This window comes from Methylobacillus sp. MM3, assembly GCF_001645185.1.
Taxonomy (GTDB): domain Bacteria; phylum Pseudomonadota; class Gammaproteobacteria; order Burkholderiales; family Methylophilaceae; genus MM2.
Genome location: NZ_LXTQ01000045.1, coordinates 1 through 387 on the forward strand (window position 1 = coordinate 1; position 387 = coordinate 387).

The following is a 387-nucleotide window of genomic DNA, read 5'->3' on the forward strand; positions in this document are numbered from 1 at the left end:
GGATAAAGTGATTGCTAACCGTGTTGAAACCGGCTCCGGCATTGGTTTTGGCGCAACGGTAAAAGCGCAGTCTGATAAAGCCAGCGAAGGTGAACTGCTGTCGCAGGTCGAACCGGAAGATCTGATCAAATTTGGTCTGATCCCTGAGTTCATCGGTCGTCTGCCGGTGGTGGCGACGCTGAGCGAGCTGAGCGAAGAAGCGTTGATCCAGATCCTCAAAGAGCCGAAAAACGCCCTGACCAAGCAGTACCAGGCGCTGTTCAATCTTGAAGGTGTCGATCTGGAATTCCGTGAGGAAGCGCTGGATGCGATCGCTAAGAAAGCGATGGCGCGTAAAACCGGTGCTCGTGGTCTGCGTTCTATCGTCGAAGCCGCGCTGCTCGACAC

The 387-nt window shown here is 54.8% G+C and carries 1 pseudogene; it reads left to right on the forward strand.

Annotated features, from left to right (window positions below):
- Positions 1–387 (forward strand): annotated as a pseudogene (locus tag A7976_RS11855) (ATP-dependent Clp protease ATP-binding subunit ClpX); the annotation flags it as partial.